Genomic DNA, 14,123 nt, shown 5'->3' with positions numbered 1-14,123 from the left:
ATGGCCACCACCCTAAGTACCGTCGCTTTCTCCAACCTGGGCAAGCACCGCCTACGCTTTGCCCTGACCTCCATCGGCATCGCCATCTCAGCCTTCTTCCTCACCGCCGTACTGCTGATTAACACCTCCTTCTACGATGAGGTGCGGCAGGCAGCTGACCAAAAATATTCCACCTCCGATGCAGTTGTCGAAACTACCAGTAGCTTTGCCCAGGGGAATGCCTCTGATCCCTTCCTCAGCGAGAAGCAAGCTGATCGGGTAGCAAGCCTGCCTGCGGTTGAATCAGTCTGGAAGGTAGCCACTACCGATTCCAGCATCCATGTACCGGCTACGGACGGGCGTGAGGCGACTACACACAGCATCTTTCAGACCGATATGCCAGATGCTGATTTCTTCCCCTATCCCCTCGTTGAAGGTGCCCTACCTACCGCAGGCTACCAAGTAGTGATTACCGACCGGATAGCCGAAACTCTCTCTGTAGGGGTGGGTGAAAGCATCACCTTAGATGACCTTTCTACCGTTACCGAGCACACCGACCTGCAAGAGGGCCTCCCCCAGGCAACCTACACCATCACAGGTATCTACGAACGCCCCGTCGGCTACAACGCAGGGGCAGATATGGTCTTTACACCGGGCACCGGGGTAGCTACCTACATAGAACACAGCCGAAAACACTGGGGTAATACTACTAACGGCATTTATGAGCAGGTACTTCTAAAGCTCAAAGAACCCGTTTCTGCCTCTCTGGAAGAAGTCAAACAGGCACTCTCCAACTCCCCTGCCTTTACCGTCTCATCGACTGAAGAGCAAATCAGGAACGACGTGAGTATGGCCGTTGGCAGCTACACCGCTCTGCTCTCTATCCTCTTTGGCTTTGGGGCTCTCTCCCTGCTGATGAGCGCTTTCATTATCACCAGCACCTATAAGGTGCATGCAGCGGCCCGCTCCCGCGAGCTGGCCCTGCTGCGCACCCTCGGTGCCACCCGTCAGACGGTGGTGCGTATGCTGCTGCTTGAGGCTGCCGCCCTGGGGGCCCTTTCAGCCCTGGCCGGTGTCCTCACAGCCTACCTAGCAGCCTTTGCTCTCGATACCACGGGTCGGGTCACCTACAACCCACTAGCAGGTATCATCGCTCTGCTGATTTGCACCGTGGTGACCCTGCTGGCTGTGCTCAAGCCGGTCTGGAACACCCGAAAGATTCCACCGGTGGCAGCACTCAATAGCCAGCATGAGGCACCGGTAGCTCAGCGCACACGCCGCACCTGGCCCTTGATGCTACTCTGCCTGTTCCTTGCAGGCATCACGGTCCTCTGCGCGGTTTCGGGGTTGGCTGGCCAGTACTCAGCCCTGATTGTAGTAGCTACCGTGCTTGCAGCCTTCACCTTTGTGCTAGCCGCTCCCCTACTTGCAGCCCCGGGTCTGGCCCTGCTGCGGCGCTGTGCCAAGCCCTATTCCACCGCGGCCCTGGCCCACAGCAATATCGCCCAATCGAGGGCGTCCGCCTCGGTGACCGTGCGTATGGTCTTTATCTGTGCAGCCTTTGTCAGCGCAGCCCTCACCGGCTACTCCACCATGCAGCACAGTATGCTGGCAGAGCTTGACCGTAACTACCCCTACGACGTTGAAGCGATACTGACCGAGCCAGATACCGCCCGCCTGCACGAGATAGAGCGCCAGATCGCTCAGATAGAGGGAGTGGACGCCGCCCTCATCGCCCTGCCGCAGGGCAGGCTCATCACCGCAACCGATAGCTGGCTAGACACAACGGTCTACTCCGCAGACCCAGAGACCCTCACCCGTCTACAGGGTGAAGACGTCGGCCAGAAGCTCACCGAAGGGACGGTGCTTCTGAGCCAGTTCGATGCAGATGTTCTCGGTATTGACGAAGGCCAAGAGCTCTATATCGAAGGTACTCAGGGTTCTGTGGAACTTGCCGTCAGTATCACCCCGGCAACCCTGCGCGGTATCCTCATCACCACGCAGAATGGCCAGCTCATCAGCGGCTCAGAGCTCATGCCTCCGACCGGTCTAGAAACAGATACCGGCCTACTACAGGTCAACTTCACGCCCGATATCAGCTGGAATAACTCTTCCTCGGTACTCAACCCTATCGCTGACCTTATCGGCCAGGAGGCAGGCGAGCTCTCAGGCGTAACCTTTGAGAAAACCCGGCTCCAGGAGGATATGCGCGCCGTTCTCTGGGTAATTCTGGGGCTACTCTCAGCTTCACTGCTCGTCTCACTCGTGGGGCTGGCCAACACCCAGCTACTGACCACCCAGCAGCGCCGCCGCTCCTACGCCCTGCTCCGTATTAACGGCCTCTCCAGCCGTCAACTACAGGCAGCGGTCAGCTACGAGACCCTGATTCTGGCTATTTTTGCCCTGATCTGGGGCACGGCCGCTGGAGCAGTCACGGCCCTACTTTTGATGCAGGTCTTCCCGATACTGGGGCTTGATCTAGTCTATGGTCTACAGCCCTGGCACTACCTAGCAATTCTTGCAGGTGGCCTGTTCCTGGCCTGGGCCACGGTCTTCTTCCCGGCCCGATCAGCCTCCCGCATACCGCCAGTTGCCGCCCTTCAGGAGGTGAGCTAGCAGGGTGGGGCGGGCGTCCGCTTCTCTCAGGGGCCGGACGCCCGCCCCGCCTTAGCTAGCGCTGGGGCTAGCGGTGGGGGTTGGGACGGTCACCGGTGAAGTATTCTTGGGGTCGGCTTTATCGGTTTCAACCCGTTCAAGGGCGGTTGCGTGAGTAGCTTCTAATTCTTCAGAGAACTGCTCAAGACGCTGGTAGACAGCCTCATAGTAGGAGTTCTTCAGATCGGTGATAGAAGAGTCAAAGGAAATGCTCTCACGGCAGGAGATATCGGCCTGCAGCATCTTCTCGGCGCTATCAGCCCCCAGCAGGCTAGCGCTATAGGCTGCCTGGTCGGTGCTCGAGGCCTGGCCGAACCCCGCGTCCTTCATGCAGGTAGCCCACGACTCCTGCAGGGCCAGGTAGTTCTCATCGGCCCGCAGGCTGGTCTCAATAGCCTGGGCGAACTCGGGGGCCAGCAGGGCCGCCTTCACACCGCTCTCTACAGAGCCGTAGATGTACTCATAGCTCTGGGCCATGCAGCCAGCCGAGTTTAGCTCGCCGCTGGAGTACTCCATGAAAGTCACGGTGAAGGTTTCGCCGTCCTTACCCAGGTAGGCATCCAGCCCCGCCTCGTCAAAGCTGGCGGTCGCCCGCCCCTCAGCGGCAGGCAGCTGGCCGTAACCAGAAGTCTTCAGCTCCTCGGTGGTGCGACCCGTGTAGACAGCCGAATCCAGGGTCAGCCCAACCTCGGGCTCCTTGTAGCTACCGCCGGCCTCAGCCACACAGCGCTCCACAAAAGCCCGGCGGGCAGACTCAGCCTCAGCAGGCGGGAAAATCCAGGACTGCAAGCTGTCAATGTGCTCGGTCTTGGCAGTCTCTGCGGTCAACTCATCAAAGTTCTGAGGCTGCGAAGAACACCCGGCCAACCCTAAAGCTGTGAAACAACCAAGCACAGCGAGCCCTTTTACACAACGGTTCGTAAGTAATGACACGGCGTCCTCCCTAGATAATCAGCCTCAATTCTAACTACTATGAAGAAGCAGCATCACCACAATCATCGAATGAATCCACGACGACCTCGTCACAGAAAGCAGACTACAAACGCCATGACCTCCCTTGACCAGCAAGGACTTCAGACCAGCCGCCGTGGCCTCATGCGCTTTGCCGCACTCACAGGTGTGGCCGGTGTTGCCACCGCAGCAGGAACCGTAGCCATCAACGCTACCGCCCACGCAGCAGACGCAACCGCCAGCGTCTTCCCCTCAGATTTCACCTACCCCACCGTCACCGGCCCCTCCCTGGCCCTGTGGGGTAGCTCCTCCTTCGAAGGTGCCCAAGCCGACCAAGGCGTGCCTGCGGGGTTCAATGCAAGCATGGAAGCCCTGCTCAGCAGCTACCTTTCAGCACCGATTCTAGAATTCGGCCGCGGTGGCGAAACCTCCACCATGATCGCAGCCCGCCGAGGCGTAGCAACCAACATCTATAAGCTCTCCTTCCCCAACGACCGTATCCCGGCCAGCGGAAGCGTCAACATCACCCTGTCAGACTCTACATATGTTGCCTGGGGTGTCAGCGCTTACGTACCCGGTTATGTAGGTGGCGTAGCGGGCGTCCTCGAAGCGGGTAGCACCGAAGGCACCTACACATTTACCCGCGTCGTGCCCGGGGAAGAAATCTACGCCCCCGCCAATACTGAGGCAGCCTGGTTCTACTCCTACCAGGAAATGATTAGCCGCTCTTCTTACCATGTGCTGCAGATTGGCCGTAACAATATCAGCGATTACGACCGCATCACCCAGGACACCCAGCGATGCTACGATCTTGCGCCCGAACGCACCATCGTGATGGGCCACTTTGCATCGAGGGGCGATACTCTCGACTCTGACCGCGTCAAGAAGGTCAAGGCCTACAACGAGTGGGCGGCAAGCACCTACGGGGCTAAGTTCATGAACCCCGAGACCTACCTGCGCGAGACCACCCAGGAGTCCTGGCTGCGCTACGGTGCCCTTTCTGGCTCAGGTGTCTGGTCTTCAGACGAAGACCGCAAGGCTTACGAGGCCGGGCAGATTCCCCCGTCCCTGTATTCCTCCGACGGCCTGCACCTGAACGGCTGGGGTTACATTGCCCTGTCTCAGATGGTCTACTACAAGGTCACTGAGCTCGGCTGGTTCTAGCCTCTCGGGTGTAAGCATAAGGACGCGGCCCCCGACTTTCGCGCGAAAGGTGGGGGCCGCGTCCTTATACGTTTGCTGGATACCCTGCTCGTAGCCTAGGCGTTCTTGGGTTCCTCGTAGCGGGGGAAGACGGGAGCCGGGGCGGGCAGCTCGGTGCCGGGCACTAGGGCTTGATCAAGCGCTGCGAAGAGGCGGTTCTCGGGAGCAACCGCCAGCAGGTCAAGCATCTTGCCCATGGATGTGGGCATAACCGGCTGGGTGAGGGTAGCGACGATGCGGAGTACCTCGGCGGTCACGTAGAGCACGGTGTTCATGCGTTCCAGGTCGGTCTTGCGCAACTTCCAGGGCTCCTGGGCGGTGAAGTAGCGGTTAGCTTCACCCACAACCTGCCAGATGCGCTCCAGGGCGCGGTGGAAGGCCTGCTCATCGAAGTCAGCGCGGACGGGCTCGTACAGGGCCGCTGCCATCTCAAGCATGGCGGTGTCTTCTGCGGTGAAGGTGCCGTGAGTCGGAACCTTGCCGTCGCAGTTCTTGGCGACCATGGAGAGGGAGCGCTGGGCCAGGTTACCCAGGTCGTTGGCTAGGTCGGAGTTAATGCGGTTCTTGATACCTTCGGCTGAGTAGGAGCCGTCCTGGCCGAAGGAGACATCGCGCAGCAGGAAGAAGCGCAGCTGATCCAGGCCGAAGCTGGCGACCAGATCGGCAGGGTCAACTACGTTGCCGATGGACTTGCTCATCTTCTCGCCGTCAACCAGCAGGAAGCCGTGGCCGAAGACCCGCTTGGGGATTTCAAGGCCGGCTGACCAGAGGAAGGCGGGCCAGTAGATGGCGTGGAAGCGGGTGATGTCCTTACCAATCAGGTGAAGATCAGCGGGCCAGAACTTGGTGAAGAGTTCGCCCTCGGTATCGGGGTAGCCCAGGCCGGTGAGGTAGTTGGTGAGGGCGTCCACCCACACGTACATGACGTGCTTGTCATTGCCGGGCACGGGTACGCCCCAGTCGAAGGTGGTGCGGGAGATAGAAAGGTCGGTCAGACCGTTCTTGATGAAGGCGGCCAGCTCGTTGCGGCGGGATTCAGGGTAGACGAAGCCTTCGGTGGAGTAGAGCTCCAGCAGGCGGTCACCGTACTTGGAGAGACGGAAGAAGTAGGATTCCTCTTCGGTCCACTCGACCTCGGTGCCGGTTGAGATGGCGTAGCGGACGCCGTCCCGCACCTCGGTTTCGTCTTCGGTGTAGTAGGCCTCGTCGCGAACGGAGTACCAGCCAGCGTACTTATCCAGGTAGATATCGCCGTTCTCTTCCATCTTCTTCCAGATGGCCTGGGAGGCTGCGTAGTGGTCGGCATCGGTGGTGCGGATAAAGCGGTCGTAGTCGGCACCTACCAGATCAGCCATAGCGCGGAAGCGGGCTGAGTTCTCGTCGGCCAGTTCCTTGGGGGTCTTGCCCTGTTTGGCAGCGGTGGTCTGCATCTTCTGCCCGTGCTCATCGGTACCGGTCATGAAGCGCACGTCAAAGCCATCAAGCTTCTTGAAGCGGGCCATGGTGTCGGCGGCAATAACCTCGTAAGCATGCCCGATATGGGGGGCACCGTTGGGGTAAGAAATCGCAGTGGTGATGTAGTACGGGGTAGAAGTCATAGCTACCACTTTACCCGTTTACACCAACCACTGCGAACGCTATTTCCCGAGCTGGAAAGGCGCGGGTGGGCGGGAAAGCCCACCCGCGCTTCTTGCTAGTCAGCCAGGTTAATAACCGCCGCGCGGGAGGCGTTGACCACGCGCTTGATCGATTCGAGCACCTCGGCTGAGAGGGCTGAGTCCAGGGCAAGGACGCAGAGGGCTTCAGCCTTCTTGTCGTTGCGGGAGACCTGCATACCGGCGATGTTGATGGAGGCGGTGCCCAGCAGGGTACCGATAGCGGCAATAACGCCCGGGCGGTCTTCGTATTCGAGCACCAGCATGTGGTCGGTGATGGGGATTTCGATATCGTAACCGTTGACGTTGGTCAGCTTTTCGATGAGCTTGGGGCCGGTGACAGTACCGGCGACGGAGACCACTTCACCGTTAGCGAGAGCACCGGTGAGTACGGTTTCGTTGCGGAAGTACTCGGTATCGGTGGTGGTGACCAGCTCGACCTCAACGCCGCGCTGTTCGGCTAGCACGGGGGCGTTGACGTAGGAAACCTTGTCTGAGACGACGTCGGTGAAGACACCCTTGAGGGCTGAGAGCTTGAGGGAGGTGACGTCCTTGGTGGCGATTTCACCGGCGATCTTGACCTCGACGCGGGTGAGGGCTTCGTCGCCGCCGATGGCGGTGAGGATGCGGCCGACCTTCTCTGCCAGGGGGACGCCGGGGCGGACGTCCTTGTCGATTGCGCCGCCTGCGACGTTGACGGCGTCGGGCACCAGGTCGCCCTCAAGGGCCAGACGCACAGACTTAGCAACCGAGATACCTGCCTTTTCCTGGGCTTCGAAGGTTGAGGCACCCAGGTGGGGGGTGGCAACGACGTTGGGCAGCTCAATGAAGGGCACGTTCTTGGCAGGTTCCTTGACGTAGACATCGATGGCGGCACCAGCAATTTCACCCGAGCGCAGGGCTGCGTCGAGGTCTGCTTCATCTATCAGGCCACCGCGGGCTACGTTGACCACGTAGGCGGTCTTCTTCATCTTCTTGAAGCTCTCGGCGTTAATCATGCCCAGGGTTTCAGGGGTGCGGGGCATGTGGATGGTGATGAAGTCAGAGCGCTCTACCAGCTCATCCAGTTCAACCAGTTCTGCGCCCAGGGCTGCTGCGCGGGCTGAGGTGACGAAGGGGTCGTAGGCGATAATTTCGGTGCCGAAGGCCTTGAGGCGTTCTGCAACCAGACCACCGATTCGGCCCAGGCCGATAATGCCGATGGTCTTTTCAAAGAGCTCAACGCCTGAGAAGGCGGAGCGCTTCCACTGGCCGGCCTTCATGGAGGCGTCGGCAGCGGCGATGTTGCGGGCCAGGCCCAGGATGTGGCCGACGGTGAGTTCGGCGGCGGAAATGACGTTGGAGGTAGGGGCGTTGACCACCATGACGCCGGCCTTGGTGGCGGCCTTGATATCGACGTTGTCGAGGCCAACACCTGCGCGGGCGATGACCTTGAGCTTCTTGGCGGCGGCAATGGCTTCTGCGTCGACCTGGGTGGCTGAGCGCACCAGAATAGCGTCTACATCGGCAATGGCGGGGAGGAGTTCGTCGCGGTTGGCGCCGTCGCAGGAGCGGATTTCAAAGTCGGGGCCCAGGGCTTCAACGGTGGCGGGTGAGAGTTCTTCAGCGAGCAGAACGACGGGTTTTGCAGTCACAGGTGGTTTCCTTAGATAGCGGGTGACGGTTAGAGAAAGTGGGGCAGCTGGCGCTTCGGACCCTAAGGACGCCGCTGGTAGGGGTGCTCGGCAAAGAGCAGGAGTGCGGTGGTTAGGCTACAGTTCACCGTACGGCTGTAGCGAGACCGCTCCCCCAGTTTACTGGGGGTTGGCAAGAGCCGGCTACCTTGCCCTGGGTGGGTGAGGTAGCCGGCTCTTGAGAGTTCACTGCTGGTGCAGGTGAGAGTAGCTTGGCTTAGCGGGCAACTGAGCCGTCGACGTAGTCTGAGTCAACGGAGTTGTTCCAGGCAAAGAGCTTGCGCAGTTCGCGGCCGGTTGCTTCGATGGGGTGGGCTTCACCCTTGGCACGCAGCTCCTTGAACTCGGGGCCGCCGGCTGCCTGGTCTTCCATGAAGCGCTTGGCGAAGGTGCCGTCCTGAATGTCGGCCAGAACAGCCTTCATGTTTTCCTTGACCTCGGGGGTGATCACGCGGGGGCCTGAGACGTAGTCGCCGTATTCGGCGGTGTCTGAGATGGACCAGCGCTGCTTGGCGATGCCGCCCTCAATCATGAGGTCAACGATCAGCTTGAGCTCGTGCAGCACCTCGAAGTAGGCGATTTCGGGCTGGTAGCCAGCTTCGGTCAGGGTTTCGAAGCCGTACTGGATCAGCTGGGAAGCGCCACCGCAGAGAACTGCCTGCTCGCCGAAGAGGTCTGATTCGGCTTCTTCCTTGAAGGTGGTCTCGATAACGCCTGCGCGGGTTGCACCCATAGCCTTGGCATAAGCCAGGGCCAGGTCGAGGGCCTTACCTGAGGCGTCCTTTTCAACGGCAACGAGGGCGGGTACTGCGCGTCCTGCCTCAAATTCGCGGCGGACGGTGTGGCCGGGGCCCTTGGGGGCAACCATGGCAACGTCGACACCCTCGGGAGCTTCGATGTAGCCGAAGACAATGTTGAAGCCGTGGGCGAAGAAGAGGGCGTCACCTTCGTTGAGGTTGGGGGCGATGTCATTCTTGTAGACCTCTGCCTGAACCTGGTCGGGGGTGAGGATCATGATGACGTCTGCTTCTGCTGCTGCTTCTGCAACGGTGAGGACGCGCAGGCCTTCTGCTTCTGCCTTGGCGCGTGACTTTGAGCCTTCTGCAAGACCGACGCGGACGTCTACGCCGGAGTCACGCAGGTTGAGGGCGTGGGCGTGGCCCTGGGAACCGTAGCCGATGATGGCGACGGAGCGTTCTGCGATGTTCGCCAGATCTGCGTCGTCGTTGTAGTAGATCTTTGCCATGGTGTTCGATCTCCTTGATCGGTTGAGGGGCAGCAGCTGCTGCTAAACCTTGGTTGTGATGAACCGTTAGTCTCTAGCCTAGTAGGTTCGGCTGATTTTGAGACGCAGGTTTCATATTTTGGAACGATATTTTTGGGCGGCTCTTGCCCTAGCCACGCAGGGCCTTTTCGCTCATGGAGCGGGGGCCGCGAGAAAGCCCGATGGTGCCAGCGCGCACAATCTCACGGACGCCGAAGGGCTCAAGCACCTCAAGCAGGGCGTTAATCTTATTGGCAGAGCCGGTGGCCTCGATAATGACGGACTCGGTAGAGACGTCTACAATCTTGGCGCGGAAGAGGTCGGCGGCCTGGGTGACCTGGATGCGGGCTGCCGCGTCCGCCTTGACCTTGATGAGAATGTGGTCTCGCTGGGCCGACTGTTCGTCGGGCAGTTCCACAATCTTGAGCACGTGAATCAGCTTGTTGAGCTGTTTGGTGACCTGTTCAAGCAGCACGCCCTCGGCGTCGACCACCACGGTGATGCGGGAGATGCCGGGAACTTCGGTGGGACCAACGGCCAGGGAATCAATGTTGAACATGCGGCGGGCAAAGAGACCTGAGACTCTGGCCAGCACGCCGGGCTTATCTTCTACAAGAACCGAGAGGGTGTGGCGGCTCATAGCATCTCCTCATCTTCGCCCCAGGAGGGTGAGATATCTTTAGCAATCTGAATCTGATCGTTCGATACACCGGCGGGCACCATGGGCCAGACCAGGGCATCGGGGCTGACGTTGAAGTCTACGACGACGGGGCGGTCGTTAATCGCCAGGGCCTGCTTGATAGTTTCTTCTACGTCTGCATCGCTCTCGCAGCGCAGGGCTGCGCAGCCGTAGGCTTCAGCCAGTTTGACGAAGTCAGGTACGCGCTCGGTACCCATGCCGGTCTTGAGGTGGGTGTTGGAGTAGCGGCCATCGTAGAAGAGGTTCTGCCACTGGCGCACCATACCCAAGGACGAGTTGTTGATAATGGCAACCTTGATGGGGATGTTGTTCTGCACGCAGGTGGCCAGTTCCTGGTTGGTCATCTGGAAGCAGCCGTCACCGTCAATAGCCCACACGACAGAGTCGGGGAAGGCAACCTTGACGCCCATAGCGGCGGGGACGGAGAAGCCCATGGTGCCCAGACCTGCTGAGTTGATGAAGTGGCGGGGGTTTTCGCTCTGGATAAACTGGGCTGCCCACATCTGGTGCTGGCCCACACCGGTGACGTAGTAGGCATCGGGGCCGGTGAGCTCACTCAGCTTTTCGATGACGTATTGGGGGGAGCCCAGGCCGTCGTCAGTCTTGGTGTAGCCCAGCGGGAAGGTTTCCTTGAACCGGTTAACCAGCTTCCACCAGTCCGAAAGGTCGGGAAGTTCAGAGGCAAACTCGCCCTCGAGAATCTCGTTAAGCTCGGGAAGCACGTAGCGCAGATCCCCCACGATGGGTACGTCGGCAATACGAATCTTTGAGATTTCTGCGGGGTCTACATCGACGTGGATGACCTTGGCGTGCGGAGCAAATTCCGAGACGACGCCGGTGACGCGGTCGTCAAAACGGGCACCCAGGGCAATGAGCAGGTCAGACTTCTGCATGGCGGTTACAGCAGGAACCGTACCGTGCATGCCCGGCATGCCCAGGTTCTGGGGGTCTGAGTCGGGGTAAGCACCGCGGGCGGTCAGGGTGGTGATGACGGGGGCACCAATGGTTTTAGCAAGCTTGAGCAGCTCATCGGACGCTTCAGCGCGGACGACACCGCCACCCACGTAGAGGACGGGGCGCTGGGACTCGGTGATAAGCTTAGCCGCTTCGCGAATCTGCTTGGAGTGGCCGCGGGTCACGGGGTTGTAGCCGCGGGGGTCGGTGTTAGCGGGCGGCCAGGAGAAGTCCATCATGCCCTGCTGGGCGTCCTTGGTGATGTCAACGAGGACGGGGCCGGGGCGGCCGGTTGCGGCAATTTTGAAGGCGGTGGCGATGCAGCGGGGAATCTCCTGGGCATCGCGCACCATAAAGGAGTGCTTGGTGATGGGCATGGTCATGCCCACGATGTCGGCTTCCTGGAAGGCATCGGTGCCGATGACCTTTGAGGAGACCTGGCCGGTAATACAGACAATGGGCACAGAGTCCATGTTGGCGTCCGCAATGGCGGTGAGCAGGTTGGTGGCACCGGGGCCCGAGGTGGCAATAGCTACGCCGACCTTGCCGCTGGCGATAGCATAGCCTTCTGCAGCGTGCCCTGCCCCCTGCTCGTGGCGCACCAGGATGTGGTTGAGCTTTTCAGAGTCAAAGAGGGGGTCGTAGGTGGGCAGAATTGCGCCGCCGGGCAGGCCGAAGATATCGGTAACACCCAGTTCTTCGAGGGAGCGGACGATGGCCTGCGAGCCGGTCATACGCTCTACCGGTGAGGTTTCTGAGCTGCTACGGTTGCCCAGGTTTTTAGCTAGATCTGCAGGGTTGATGGGATTTCCCGCTGTCATTGGTGATCCTCGCGATGGTCTGAAGATGATCTTGTGTGTGAGCGGTGGGTGCGCCCGTTGGGTGTAGGTAGTGCCGGGTTGCGGATAAACCTAGAAAAAAACCCTCCGCTTGGTTGAGCGAAGGGTGCGCACGCCGTAAGACACATCAAAGACTTATGCTGCGCACTCGTTCACGAGTCGCACCACAAGAATAATCTGTGACTGTTGGCGTGTTGTCATACCCTTTATTCTTGGTGCTCGAGGGCACACCGGTCAAACCGGTCTTAGAATATGACACAGCCAGCTCACCCCTCAGACACCAACGGAGAGGGGTAAAGCGGTCTAGCCTGGTCAAACGACACAAACCTGCACATCGTCATTTAAAGACTTTTAGGCAATCAGTAGCACTTTTCTAGCCAAGACTTCAGCTATAGCACGTAGACTGATGGTATGACTGAACCCCAGCTCACCAGTAGTGAAATTGCCAAGGCCCTGCACACTGTCTTTGATAGTCAGATTATTAACTATGGGGCCTACAACCTGGTTTTTGCTACAGGTTCATCTATCTACCGCAACCCCGATTTGGCATCCCATCAGGAAGAAAACCAGAGCCACTTCCTTATCGGCTACAGGGATACCCCGCGAGAGGCCGTCATCGCCCCGCTCTCCCTACCCGAAGTTCGTGGCACCGGAACTCCCACTTCTATCGACAACACAAATGCCGCCCGCACCTTTAGCCTTTCAGAGTTTTCCTTTGGGTTAGAATCCACGAACGGCACCTCTTTTTCTCTCACCTTTGATCCCCACATGACCGTCCAGACAACAGAAGGTAGCGGCGTACTGGATCAGGCACTTGATATTGAAGATTTTAAGCGCGTCATCATTGAGGCCTGGGAGCTCTAGCCCTCCCCCAGGGTGAAGCCCGCACACAAAAGATTGGGTATCACCTGAAGACTAGACGTAGATAAACCAGGATGAATAAAGAAGAAGCCCGACCGGCTAGCCGGTCGGGCTTCTTACGCTGTGCGCCCCCTGGGACTCGAACCCAGAACCCATTGATTAAGAGTCAATTGCTCTGCCAATTGAGCTAGAGGCGCATATTTACTTGTCAGGCCGAGAACCTGTCTCAGCAACGGGTTCTACTATACGCACCTTTTTTGAGGCGTGCAAGCCGAAAGGGGCTTTTGTGAGCACTTCCACATAAGCGCCACATTTACACCCCCAGCAGCCGCTTTTAGGCACAAAGAAGCCCGACCGGTTAGCCGGTCGGGCTTCTTGCGCTGTGCGCCCCCTGGGACTCGAACCCAGAACCCATTGATTAAGAGTCAATTGCTCTGCCAATTGAGCTAGAGGCGCATATTTACTTGTCAGACCGAGAACCTTTCTCAGCAACGGGTTCTACTATACGCACCTTTTTTGAGGCGCGCAAGCCGAAAAGGGCGTTTGTGAGCACCTTCATAAAAAGCGTATATATACAGCCCATACAGAAGACCTCCCGCCGTATCAGCAGGAGGCCCAGAAGCACTATTTACGGTACTCAGCAATCATCTCTGGCGTAATAACGTCCATAACAGCGGTATTGACGCGCTCAACGATAGGCTCCGTGACATTAGCCTCGGGTACGTCGGCTTCTGCCGACGGAGCCTCTGCTAAAGATTTAGTGATAGCCCCAATCTGGGCGGTGTGCTCACCGGCAACATCATCGAGCACCTCGCTACCAGCATGGTGCTCGCTCAGGCCTTCAATAATATGAATGAGCATTTCGCGAAATTCAGGGTTTGAGAGCTCGCCGGCAGATCCAAGCTTGCGGTCAATGTTCTCTGCTTCGGCCAGCACGCGCCGCCCCTCTTCGGTGATACCTAGAAGGTAGCTGCGGCGGTCAATAGTGTTACGGGTGCGGAAAACATGCCCGTGCGCTTCGAGTCGCGCAAGGGTCTTGCCCATGGTCTGGGCCTGCACACCCACAAGGGAGGCAACTTTCACCTGTGAAATCATGCCTTCGCGGGCAATGACGCCAAGAGCTGTTACGCCAGCATGGGTAAGCCCAAGTGACTTCAGCTGATCATTCCAGCTGTATTCCAGCATGCGCGCTGCAGTTGAGAGGAGTCGATTAATCGACCAATTACGAATTTCTGGCATAGCACCATTATAAGCATACTCAGCACTTATATGCCTAGACATGACAGGTGCTTGACATAACCAACTGTACACTGAGTAATTGTTGAACAACCCTGTTTTTCCGCTAAAAATCAGGGTTCCTTGCCCCTGATAAGCTGGTAGCAAGGCCGC

Annotated in this window: 10 protein-coding genes and 2 tRNA genes; 3 read left to right on the top strand and 9 right to left on the bottom strand. The window is 58.8% G+C overall.

From position 1 onward, the window contains the following. Positions 1–2,595, top strand: a complete 2,595-nt coding sequence (locus L6963_RS01620) for an FtsX-like permease family protein (protein ID WP_237206387.1) — start codon at positions 1–3, stop codon at positions 2,593–2,595. 51 nt (positions 2,596–2,646) lie between these two features. On the opposite strand, the gene L6963_RS01615 is transcribed toward L6963_RS01620, so the two are convergent. Then, positions 2,647–3,462: a hypothetical protein gene (locus L6963_RS01615; RefSeq protein WP_237206386.1), complete on the bottom strand. Its 816-nt coding sequence runs from the start codon at positions 3,460–3,462 to the stop codon at positions 2,647–2,649. 219 nt (positions 3,463–3,681) lie between these two features. On the opposite strand from L6963_RS01615, the gene L6963_RS01610 reads away from it, so the two are divergent. Continuing rightward, complete coding sequence (locus tag L6963_RS01610) at positions 3,682–4,749, top strand: hypothetical protein (protein ID WP_237206385.1); 1,068 nt, start codon at positions 3,682–3,684, stop codon at positions 4,747–4,749. Between the two features lie 95 nt (positions 4,750–4,844). On the opposite strand, the gene metG is transcribed toward L6963_RS01610, so the two are convergent. The 5 genes from metG to L6963_RS01585 all read right to left on the bottom strand — a co-directional run bounded on the left by metG (position 4,845) and on the right by L6963_RS01585 (position 11,855). Beyond that, positions 4,845–6,386 (bottom strand): methionine--tRNA ligase, encoded by a 1,542-nt coding sequence (metG, locus tag L6963_RS01605; protein WP_237206384.1) that lies wholly within the window; start codon positions 6,384–6,386, stop codon positions 4,845–4,847. A 95-nt stretch (positions 6,387–6,481) separates the two neighbouring features. Beyond that, the gene (gene serA / locus L6963_RS01600) at positions 6,482–8,077 is read right to left on the bottom strand and encodes a phosphoglycerate dehydrogenase (protein WP_237206383.1); all 1,596 of its coding nucleotides are present in this window, start codon (positions 8,075–8,077) and stop codon (positions 6,482–6,484) included. 256 nt (positions 8,078–8,333) lie between these two features. Further along, complete coding sequence (gene ilvC / locus L6963_RS01595; RefSeq protein ID WP_185174491.1) at positions 8,334–9,362, bottom strand: ketol-acid reductoisomerase; 1,029 nt, start codon at positions 9,360–9,362, stop codon at positions 8,334–8,336. Positions 9,363–9,510: 148 nt separating this feature from the next. Continuing rightward, positions 9,511–10,020, bottom strand: coding sequence for an acetolactate synthase small subunit (gene ilvN / locus L6963_RS01590; protein ID WP_185174490.1), 510 nt, complete (start codon positions 10,018–10,020; stop codon positions 9,511–9,513). Next, positions 10,017–11,855, bottom strand: a complete 1,839-nt coding sequence (locus L6963_RS01585) for an acetolactate synthase large subunit (RefSeq protein ID WP_272878928.1) — start codon at positions 11,853–11,855, stop codon at positions 10,017–10,019. Before L6963_RS01585 ends, ilvN begins: the two co-directional genes overlap by 4 nt. A 429-nt stretch (positions 11,856–12,284) precedes the next feature. On the opposite strand from L6963_RS01585, the gene L6963_RS01580 reads away from it, so the two are divergent. Next, the gene (locus L6963_RS01580; RefSeq protein ID WP_237204498.1) at positions 12,285–12,737 is read left to right on the top strand and encodes a hypothetical protein; all 453 of its coding nucleotides are present in this window, start codon (positions 12,285–12,287) and stop codon (positions 12,735–12,737) included. Between the two features lie 121 nt (positions 12,738–12,858). On the opposite strand, the gene L6963_RS01575 is transcribed toward L6963_RS01580, so the two are convergent. The 3 genes from L6963_RS01575 to L6963_RS01565 all read right to left on the bottom strand — a co-directional run bounded on the left by L6963_RS01575 (position 12,859) and on the right by L6963_RS01565 (position 13,973). Continuing rightward, positions 12,859–12,931 (bottom strand) — tRNA-Lys (locus tag L6963_RS01575). 186 nt (positions 12,932–13,117) lie between these two features. Then, positions 13,118–13,190: transfer RNA gene (locus tag L6963_RS01570), tRNA-Lys, on the bottom strand. A gap of 168 nt (positions 13,191–13,358) precedes the next feature. Continuing rightward, positions 13,359–13,973, bottom strand: a complete 615-nt coding sequence (locus tag L6963_RS01565; RefSeq protein WP_237198552.1) for a MarR family winged helix-turn-helix transcriptional regulator — start codon at positions 13,971–13,973, stop codon at positions 13,359–13,361. Between the last annotated feature and the right edge of the window lie 150 nt (positions 13,974–14,123).

Source organism: Rothia nasimurium (assembly GCF_928392795.1).
GTDB lineage: Bacteria > Actinomycetota > Actinomycetes > Actinomycetales > Micrococcaceae > Rothia > Rothia nasimurium_F.
Note: the sequence above shows the minus strand (reverse complement) of the source record. Positions and strands in the feature narration are given on the sequence as shown.

What these genes read in the sequence shown, in the direction of transcription:
- L6963_RS01620 (WP_237206387.1), top strand. Translation starts at nt 1, where the DNA reads ATGGCCACCACCCTAAGTACCGTCGCTTTCTCCAACCTGGGCAAGCAC.
- L6963_RS01610 (WP_237206385.1), top strand. Translation starts at nt 3,682, where the DNA reads ATGACCTCCCTTGACCAGCAAGGACTTCAGACCAGCCGCCGTGGCCTC.
- metG (WP_237206384.1), bottom strand. Translation starts at nt 6,386, where the DNA reads ATGACTTCTACCCCGTACTACATCACCACTGCGATTTCTTACCCCAAC.
- ilvC (WP_185174491.1), bottom strand. Translation starts at nt 9,362, where the DNA reads ATGGCAAAGATCTACTACAACGACGACGCAGATCTGGCGAACATCGCA.
- ilvN (WP_185174490.1), bottom strand. Translation starts at nt 10,020, where the DNA reads ATGAGCCGCCACACCCTCTCGGTTCTTGTAGAAGATAAGCCCGGCGTG.
- L6963_RS01585 (WP_272878928.1), bottom strand. Translation starts at nt 11,855, where the DNA reads ATGACAGCGGGAAATCCCATCAACCCTGCAGATCTAGCTAAAAACCTG.
- L6963_RS01580 (WP_237204498.1), top strand. Translation starts at nt 12,285, where the DNA reads ATGACTGAACCCCAGCTCACCAGTAGTGAAATTGCCAAGGCCCTGCAC.
- L6963_RS01565 (WP_237198552.1), bottom strand. Translation starts at nt 13,973, where the DNA reads ATGCCAGAAATTCGTAATTGGTCGATTAATCGACTCCTCTCAACTGCA.